Source organism: Aeromicrobium alkaliterrae (genome assembly GCF_039529015.1).
Classification (GTDB): Bacteria; Actinomycetota; Actinomycetes; order Propionibacteriales; family Nocardioidaceae; genus Aeromicrobium; species Aeromicrobium alkaliterrae.
Genome location: NZ_BAAAME010000004.1, coordinates 185,279 through 193,747 on the forward strand (window position 1 = coordinate 185,279; position 8,469 = coordinate 193,747).

The following is an 8,469-nucleotide window of genomic DNA, read 5'->3' on the forward strand; positions in this document are numbered from 1 at the left end:
AACCTAGGTCAGATGGGTTCTTCAAAGTCTCGCTGCCCTAGCGCGAATCTGAGTGAGACAGCCGTTTCATATGCGAACTCGGCGTACTCCATCGCGGCACTCGGCGTCATGTCCACTTCAAGCCGCTGGCCGTGAGCAATGGCGTTCCTGAGCGCAACATGGTCCTTCAGGAGGGCCAGTTCAGTCTGACTGAGGAGATTCTGGCTCTCCGCGAAACTGATCATCGAACGCATGGTTAGTGGCCTGCCAGTGACCGGGATTCGATCGCTGAGGCAGTCTCGGAATACTTGCTCGAGCCGGATAAAACTCATGAGGACCGCGGCGCTCGGATACGCGAGCGCCAAGGTCTCCATAGTGCTCAGGAATGTGATCCCGGCGTAGCGTCCACCGCTGGCATCGCCCCCGTCGATAACGGCGGGAATCTTCGCGTCTGGCTCTGATAGTTCGAGGCGAGTACGAGCCTCACGAACCCTCTGCTCGAACTCAACCTCAACGCCCGACGTCCCAACCTTCAGACGCTTCGGGGGGCCAGCCGCAGCGAACGCTGCTGCGATGTACTTCCGGGAGAGAAGCACGAGTATGAGGATGGCCAGCGGCCACGCGACAGAGCCAACCAAGTCGCTGATGAACTCGCGCCAAGTCACAGGTGCACGGTATACGGACTTAGGCCAAGCGGGGCGTGAATCCCGGTGAGCCAGCGCGAAGTCTCGCGACGCTAGTCGCGGGAGCCGAGTACGCGAGCCTTCTCCGTCTCGAACTCTTGCGGCGTCAAAGCTCCTGCGTCGCGCAGGGCGACCAGCCGCTCTATGTCAGTGATTGCATCCGACTGCACTCGCGATGCATTTGCGGCAGCCCTGAGGATTTCGACCATTGGACGCGTCGCGAGGTTGTCCAGACCTCGCAGCGTGATCGTGCGTGCAGCGCCGAGCACATCCAAACGTCCGACTGGACCAGCCTGCCAGGACACTCCCGTCAGGTCACTCCGCTTCAAGATGTCGGTGGGAGCGCTCGCCTGATCTCGCACGGTCAGCACTCGCGAATCGGTTAGCACCAGCACGGTAGGCGCATTTGCCGCCAACAAGCCCCCGGTCGCGCCCGTCGTGAGCGCCTCGACCTGTTCACCCGGGTCGAGCATCGAGGAGAGAGCGGTCAGGATGCGACCGAACGGCTTCGAAACATTCATGAGTGCCGACGCCGCTTCGGCCACGTCGTCGCGTAGACCGAGCCCTTCAAGACTCACGCGAGTGCTGGCGGCCAGGATCTCTTCACCAGAGCGCGGCTTGTCGTAATCGACAGAGGCGGGGTCCACGCCCGAGGCCCTGTTCATCGCAACGATGTCTCGCAGGAGGTGAGCGAGTTCGTCTGCAGCCTTGGCCTTCTTACGCGAGTTGATGAGGACCGCGTTGGGAGACTCCATTGCCTTCAGAGGACTCGGCTTGTCGGGCGCTGGCTCGTCGCCGAGCACGAGCCAGAGGTAGCCGTCCTTCACTGCGCCCCGCTCCCGATGCAACACCTCCCGGATCGCACCCAGCGGGATTGTGCGCGCGAGAAGCGCGTTGCTCTTCTCGCCAGCACCGAACAGTCCGCGATTCGTAATCACCAGGCAGTCCGGCCTCAGATCGAGCACCGTGCCGCCCACCACATACTCAGTCATGAACGAATGCTACTGAGAGTCCGTGGTTTCAGAGTCATCCACTGACAAGTCTGAAACTCGTGAAACCGCCCACCCCCGATCTCGTCGCCCGACGAGCAGCCGTGGGCGAACGCATCCGGGCGCGGCGCAAGCAACAAGGCGTCTCACAAGAAGACCTCGCGCACGCGGCCGGACTGGACCGGTCGTATGTAGGCGCGGTCGAGCGTGGGGAACGGAACCTCGGGATCGACAACTTGCATCGCTTGGCTGAGGCGCTCAGGTGCGAAGCTCGGGAACTGCTCTAAAGCGAGGGCTCGCGGTGAGACGATCGCTCAATGGAATCCGACCGGACCCCTGCTGTTGATCGAGAAGCTTTTCACTGCCCTATGCCTGGGTGCGGGGTGTTCGCCAACCAAGAGTGGCGGGAAGTGCTCCTCCGTGCTCAGTACGGCGGGGGGTTCAGGAAACTAGAGAACTACTCTGCCGCTGAGTGCACAGCGTGCGGCGAGGCCAGCATCTGGCGGGCAGGCTCGATGATCTTTCCGCTCGTTCGGCAAGGCGAAGAACCTCATGCCGACATGCCTGCCGACGTGCTGGCGATCTACGAAGAAGCAAGAGCCGTGTCGTCACTTTCGCGCAAGAGCGCGGCGGGGCTTCTTCGACTCGGACTTCAGATGCTCGTCGATGAACTCGACACCGGATCCGGAAGTATCGATGCAAAAATCGGCAGGCTCGTACAGGGCGGTCTTGACCCGCAGGTCCAGCAGGCGATGGATGTTCTCCGCGTAGTCGGAAATGAGTCCGTGCATCCCGGCCAGATCGACCTTGATGCAGACGACGACCTGCTGCCCGCACTTTTCAATCTGATCAACGTCATCGTGGAGCAAGTCGTTTCCAGACCGAAGACGATCGGAGCACTTTTCCAAAAGTTGCCCGATGCGAAGCGAGCGGCGATCCAGCGCAGGGACGGCGTCTAAGCAGCACGATCAACCTGACCCCGCGTGAATTTTGGTCTCGCATTGGGTCGAACAGGGCAATTCGCCGCCAGATCCGCTGAGGCACCACTACCAGACCCTCTACTACCGCAGCGGCGGGTTAACCGGAACATGCGAGAGACTCCACCATGGGCGACGAGCCAAATCTGCGGAAAGGAGCATCCGAGGTGCCGTACGAACTAGAGGGACGTCTAGTGGTCGGGGTGGCGTCGAGTGCACTCTTCGATTTGGGCGAAGCAGACGAAGTCTTCAGAGAGCGCGGCGAGGACGAGTACCGCAAGTACCAGGAGGCGCACCTGGACGACACCTTGAGCGAAGGCGTCGCCTTCCCCTTCATCAAGCGATTGTTATCCCTCAACGATCTCGCGGCCGTCGACGATCCGCTGATCGAGGTCATCGTGCTGTCTCGCAACGATCCCGAGACCGGCCTTCGAGTGATGCGTTCGCTGCAGACACATCAACTCCCGATTACCCGAGCTGTGTTCATGCAGGGTCGTTCGCCTTACGCGTTCATGCCTGCCTTCAGCATGACCCTGTTTCTCTCAAAGGAGAGGAGCGACGTCCGCGAAGCGATCTCCATGGGCCTACCTGCCGGGCAGGTTCTCGGGTCCCCAACCGAGGACACGGATGGCGAAGACCTACGGATCGCGTTCGACTTCGACGGCGTCTTGGCTAGCGACGAGTCCGAGAAGATCATGCAGGAAAGCGGGCTGGAGCTGTTTCACCAGAACGAGGTGGAGAAGGTTGACACGCCCATGGAGGCTGGGATGCTCCGCGACTTCCTCAAAGCGATCAACAAGATTCAGGACCGGGAGGACGAGGAGGTCCATCGAGACAGCTCCTACCGTCGACGACTGCACGTCGCGATCGTCACGGCACGCAACGCGCCGTCGCACGAACGAGTCGTAATGACATTGAAGGCATGGGGCGTGAGAGTCAATGACGCCTTCTTCCTCGGCGGAGTTGAGAAGCGTCGGGTCTTGCAAGTCCTTCGTCCGCACATCTTCTTCGATGATCAACTTTCACACCTCGACACCGCGTCTGAGGCGGCACCCAGCGTCCACGTCCCGTTCGGAGTGACGAACGCCCCGACGACAGAAGACTGATACTCGGCGTGTCGCTACCCGCCTCAGCGATTCCGATCGGTAAGTTGAAACTAGGCGGAGCCTAGAAGTTTCTTCAGAGACCTCGGCGTGTCGCCTCAAATCTGGCATCTCCAACTGCGACCCTCGAAGACACGTTCGACGCGTCAGAGTGTCGCGCTTCCCCTCGGACATGATTTACGAGGGAGCGTCATGCCTATCATTCGAGTGACTGACGAGTTCAATCTCAGTCTTCCCGTACCGTTCGTGAACGTCGACGTGGCGAAGGACAATCGCCTGTTCCTCGATCCGAGTGCCATCCGCGTTGCTGGGCGTAACGGCGACCGCTACGCCCAGCGCGCCCACCAGCAGTTGGTGGACTTCTTCACAGAGATCATCACCTGCGCCCGTTCGTCAAAGCCAGCCGATCAGCGGCGCGGACTCAGCATGTTGCAGCGGCTGCACGAGCCGAACGAGACCCGCCTCGGGTACAGCATCAACGGAAGCCGTGGTCACGCATTCGCGGACGAGATGGGCGAGCGCTTGTGGGAGACCATCCGAACGAATCGGACGCTGATGTCAGGCACCGGCCCGACCCTGAACGTGCAGACGGCCGTGCTTTCTCGTCTCGAGCACTTGCCGCTCTTCATCGACCGGATCGATCGCGACATGATCTCGGACATGGCGACGCGCATCGTCTTCGACGTCCTTCGTGACTTCACGTTCGACATGATTGCCGCCTACCCGTCGATCGGTGCATCCATGGCGACGGACACCTACCCGATCTGGGACGCGGTCTCCGGCGACCTCGTGGAGAAGAGCCTCGATCTGCCAGTGGCCCAGGGCAAGCCGCTGTTGCTGGTCCCCACGAATTGGATCTTCTGGCGCACGGTCATGGATCCCGACCAGTTCTACAACCGCTACGCCACGCGGACGATCCAAGACGAGCAAACGACGTACGCCTCGGACGGCAAGGCGAGCAAGCCGTCAAAGGAGTTGATCAAGAAGAACAACAAGGCTGTTAAGGAGACGAACGTCCGCCAGGCCACGAAGTACGCGGACCAGCACGACCGCAACCTGGTTCTCGAGTATGAGCAGGAGATCGACGCCAATCATGAGCCCATGACTCTCGATGAGATCGACCGCAAGTTGCAGTGATCAGCCCGCGTGACCGTGACGCCGCACGTCGGCACCGCTGACTGGCTGTCCGCTCTCGGTCAAGTCGAAGATGCGATCGGCGAACTTCGCGTCTTCCGGGTCGCCCCCGAATACCTGGACGTAGACGTTCATCGTCGTGTTGATGTCTGAGTGCCCCATGAGCGCCCGCAACTTGTGTGGTGGCATGCCCTCGCGCGCCCGGAGGCTAGCGAACGTCACCCGTAGGTCGTGAAAGCGGACGGTCACGCGCTTGGCATCTGCGTCCCAGAAGCCGACTTCCTTGCAGGCAGCCCGCCACTGCCGGTTGTAGAAGTTCTTCTGCGCGAAGTACGGGTTCGGCCCGGCGAAGACGTAGTCGTTTTGCTCCAATCCCTCGCTGGCGACGTGGTCAATGAGCTGCTTCATGACCGGCGTGGGGATCGGGACCACGCGATCTCGGGAGTCCTCCGTCTTTGGCACGCCCGGCTGCAGTACGCCGCTGATGTCCTCGACGGTCTCGCCCACCTGGACGGTGCCACGTAGCGGGTCGAGGTTATGGACCCGTAGGCCCGCGAGTTCTCCGGCTCGGAAGCCGCTGTAGTAGCCAAGCAGCGCGTACAGGCGGAATCGACCTTCTGGCAGCGCGTTGATGATGCTCATGGCCTCCGTGGGGGTGAGAGCACGGCCCTTGAAGCGGTTCCGATTCACGGAGCCAAGCAGTCTCGTGCGAGACCGGCTGTTCATCCGAAACGCCATCGTCGGATCAACCTCGACATATCGCATCTCTACCGCGAAGCCGAACACCGAGCTGATGAGGTTGAAGACGCGGTGGCGGGTCTGAACAGCGCGGGGCTTGGGGTCACCGTTCTTGTCGCGAGCGTTCTTCATCGCGTCGATGACGGCTTTGACGTCGGAGGCCGTGAGGTTGTCGATCGGACGGGCGGCCCACTCCGCGAGCCACGTGTTGAGGATTGTCCGATAGCCCTGCTGCGTGCGGTTGCGAAGATCGTCACCCCGCATGCTCAGATACTCGTCCGCCACGTCTCCGAACGGCGTGCGGCTGCGGTCAGGCGAGATGAACCGCCCGTCGCGAACCTTGATCTGATGACGCGCCTGCCAGTCACGTGCTTCGTCTAGCGTTCGGAAGACCTTGCCTCTAACGACCGGGTAGCCCCGCGAGTTCAACTTCTCCGCGTCTCGGTACCGCACCTCGTATCCGCGGATGCTTCCGTCAGCCCTTCGACGCTCGCGGATGTTCTTGTCCTTCGTCTTCTTCATCGTGACTCCTGTGTCGCTGATCGGCCGTGACCAACCTGCAGAGCAACCTCGGCACTCCGATACGAGATCGGGTGCTCCATCTCGGTTCGGCTGGGCCAGCGGAGGGTCGGTAGCGCCGTGACCTGCTCGGATGTACTTCCGGCGGCCCTTTGGACCACCCGTGAGACCAAAATGCATCGGCTAGCGAGCGCAGCGACCGCCTACCGCCTTTAGAACGGCTCGGCGGCACGCCGTGCACGTCTGGTGCCGTTCTGCGTTCTACGGCCCCGTTCTGTCCGGCTGGTCGTGGGAGGGCGGATCAAACGGGGTCGCCCGGTGATGCGGTGGCCGCTCCGGCAGGGGTCGGGGTTCCTCCACGACCTCACCTTCGATGACGTCGTCATCGTCCAAGTCGAAGTCGATCTCCACGTTGGTGACGGAGTTGGCCATGATGACCTCCCACGGCTGCTGCTCAGTCCAGATGCCGAGGTCGCTCTGGTCTCCGATACCCGCTCGGTTGAGGATGTCCTGATTCGCTTGCAGTTGGACGTACTCGCTCTTCGCGAATTGCGACAGCCACTCCACTCTCGCGGCGGCACCCGGAGCAGCAGCGGCGATCCTCTCTTGGGCCTTCCGCAGGTTCTGCGGGGCCTTGCCCCCGTGCTTGTGACAGACCGTCTGCCCCTTCATGGGTGCGTTCTTACAGCGGTCCCCGTTCTTCTTGATCCGCTTGCACTGCTGGAGGCCCATGCCACCGAACAGTCCGACCTCCGCGTCCAAAGCCTTCGGCAGTTTCTTCTTGCTCATCTCGTACTTCCATCCTTGAATCCGCGTGGGTCGGTTTCCTCGGGCGCGCGGCAGCACCGGACACACGGCCCCTTCAAGGGGGGCCTAGATGTCCGGTGCCCTACCGGAAAGTCGCCGTCCGCTGCCTGGTCCGCTGCGTCTACCAGCGGAATCGGCGTTCCAGTCCGCTGCCGTCCGATGCCTTGTCCGCTGCAGTTCACACGACCACGTGTCCAGTGCCCCTCACCGACGCCCCTGCTCATGCCTCATCCTCGGGAATGAGTTCGTATCGGTCACCGCTACTGCCGCCGGAACCTCCGGTCTTGCCCGGGTGTTTGCGGGCTTCGCCCGCTTGGACCTTGGCGTCGGCCTTGCGCTTCACGTTCTTCCGCAACGTCGCCGTGATCTCCCGGTCGGGGTACATCAGCCTCGCGAGTTCATTCACCGACGCAGGCGCGTCGATCAACATGAATGCCAACTCGAGGTCGACCTCGGGAGCAACTCGGTGCGTCAGACCAGTCACGCGGTCGTGCCTCAGCATCAGCCGCGGTATGCGATCTGCTGGCTCTTTGAGTTGCGTAAGTTCGATGTAGTCCTTATCTCCCTTGCCCTTGGTCAGCATCAGAATGCTTCCGTGCCCGGCGGTCAGCCACCGGCTTCCGTATACGTCAGCGAGCCCGTCTGGCGACTTGTTGTCTCCGTTGGCTTTGCGCTGATGGTGAAGTCCGATCCAGTTGATGCCCCGCGCAACGACCTCCTGGATGGCGAGGTTCACTCGGCTACCGACGCCATCTTCCGAGATGTTGCTCGCAAGGTCTTTCAGGCTGTCCGCGTGCACTTCAGCCACGTTCCCGAACTGCGTCTGCAGCCAGTCAGCGAGTACCTCCGGCGAACTCAGCGGGTTGATCGGCAGCGGTCCCGTCCAAACCGTCAGGTGCCGATCAACAAACGCTCGCGCGTCCTCGTCCAGGCTTGAGAAAAGCCGGTGACCCGCACGACGCGCCTGGTCCGGCCGGTCCATTGCGAGATAGACGATCACGCCCTCGGCTGGCTCGACCGGATACCCAAGCACCTCTTCGCGCAAGCCCAACCTTGCGGAGATCAATTGATGATCAATGGTGCTCTTGCCCGTGCCGTCGTCACCGACGATCATCGTCGGCTCACCATCGGCCCAAAGGATCTCGTTCCCCCTGCCCCAAACAACGGGTACCTCGTCGGGTGCGTCCACAAAGAACTCGCCGCCACCTACTCGGCGCGCCTTGGCTGACTTTCCAAGTCGCACTGCCGTCGTCTCGCTTCGAAAGATCTCCTCGGCGTCACGTCGTGCTCGTAGTCGACCTAGTTCTCTCAGGACCGCGAACTCATGCGCTTCAGTCCGCGCAGGAGAAGCAAGCCCTACAAGCCCGTCGGGACACATGGCGTTATTCACTAGCCAGTCGTCCAGCCCAACCTTCAGTGGCCGACCGTCAGCGTCGAGGTCATCAGCCAGATGCACTGTCCAGACTTCGGCGCCGCGAGTCGAGAGAAACTCAACCAAGCCGTCTAGAGCGGATCGCACAGACTCCTTGCGGGTGACGTC

At 61.7% G+C, this 8,469-nt stretch carries 9 protein-coding genes; 4 read left to right on the forward strand and 5 right to left on the reverse strand.

Going from position 1 to position 8,469, the window contains the following annotated elements; translation table 11 throughout:
- Window positions 1–8: 8 nt before the first annotated feature.
- Complete coding sequence (locus ABD127_RS08885; RefSeq protein ID WP_344200162.1) at window positions 9–644, reverse strand: hypothetical protein; 636 nt, start codon at window positions 642–644, stop codon at window positions 9–11.
- A gap of 71 nt (window positions 645–715) precedes the next feature.
- A complete protein-coding gene (locus tag ABD127_RS08890; RefSeq protein WP_344200165.1) occupies window positions 716–1,654 on the reverse strand; it encodes an SHOCT domain-containing protein in 939 nt (312 codons plus the stop codon).
- Between the two features lie 101 nt (window positions 1,655–1,755).
- Between ABD127_RS08890 and ABD127_RS08895 the strand changes: the two genes are divergently transcribed.
- The 4 genes from ABD127_RS08895 (at window position 1,756) to ABD127_RS08910 (ending at window position 4,868) form a co-directional block, all read left to right on the forward strand.
- Window positions 1,756–1,938, forward strand: coding sequence for a helix-turn-helix domain-containing protein (locus ABD127_RS08895; protein WP_344200168.1), 183 nt, complete (start codon window positions 1,756–1,758; stop codon window positions 1,936–1,938).
- A 228-nt stretch (window positions 1,939–2,166) separates the two neighbouring features.
- Window positions 2,167–2,610 (forward strand): DUF4145 domain-containing protein, encoded by a 444-nt coding sequence (locus ABD127_RS08900; protein ID WP_344200171.1) that lies wholly within the window; start codon window positions 2,167–2,169, stop codon window positions 2,608–2,610.
- A gap of 146 nt (window positions 2,611–2,756) precedes the next feature.
- Entirely contained in the window at window positions 2,757–3,734 is a 978-nt protein-coding gene (locus tag ABD127_RS08905) for a 5'-nucleotidase (protein WP_344200174.1), read from the forward strand.
- 204 nt (window positions 3,735–3,938) lie between these two features.
- Window positions 3,939–4,868 (forward strand): hypothetical protein, encoded by a 930-nt coding sequence (locus tag ABD127_RS08910; protein ID WP_344200177.1) that lies wholly within the window; start codon window positions 3,939–3,941, stop codon window positions 4,866–4,868.
- On the opposite strand, the gene ABD127_RS08915 is transcribed toward ABD127_RS08910, so the two are convergent.
- From ABD127_RS08915 to ABD127_RS08925, 3 genes are all read right to left on the reverse strand, one after another.
- A complete protein-coding gene (locus ABD127_RS08915) occupies window positions 4,869–6,125 on the reverse strand; it encodes a tyrosine-type recombinase/integrase (protein ID WP_344200180.1) in 1,257 nt (418 codons plus the stop codon).
- Between the two features lie 258 nt (window positions 6,126–6,383).
- Window positions 6,384–6,911 carry a hypothetical protein gene (locus tag ABD127_RS08920; protein ID WP_344200183.1) on the reverse strand — a complete coding sequence of 176 codons (528 nt, stop codon included), beginning with the start codon at window positions 6,909–6,911 and terminating at the stop codon, window positions 6,384–6,386.
- 238 nt (window positions 6,912–7,149) lie between these two features.
- Window positions 7,150–8,469, reverse strand: a 1,320-nt coding sequence (locus tag ABD127_RS08925) for an AAA family ATPase (RefSeq protein ID WP_344200186.1), incomplete at its 5' end; no start/stop codon positions are given.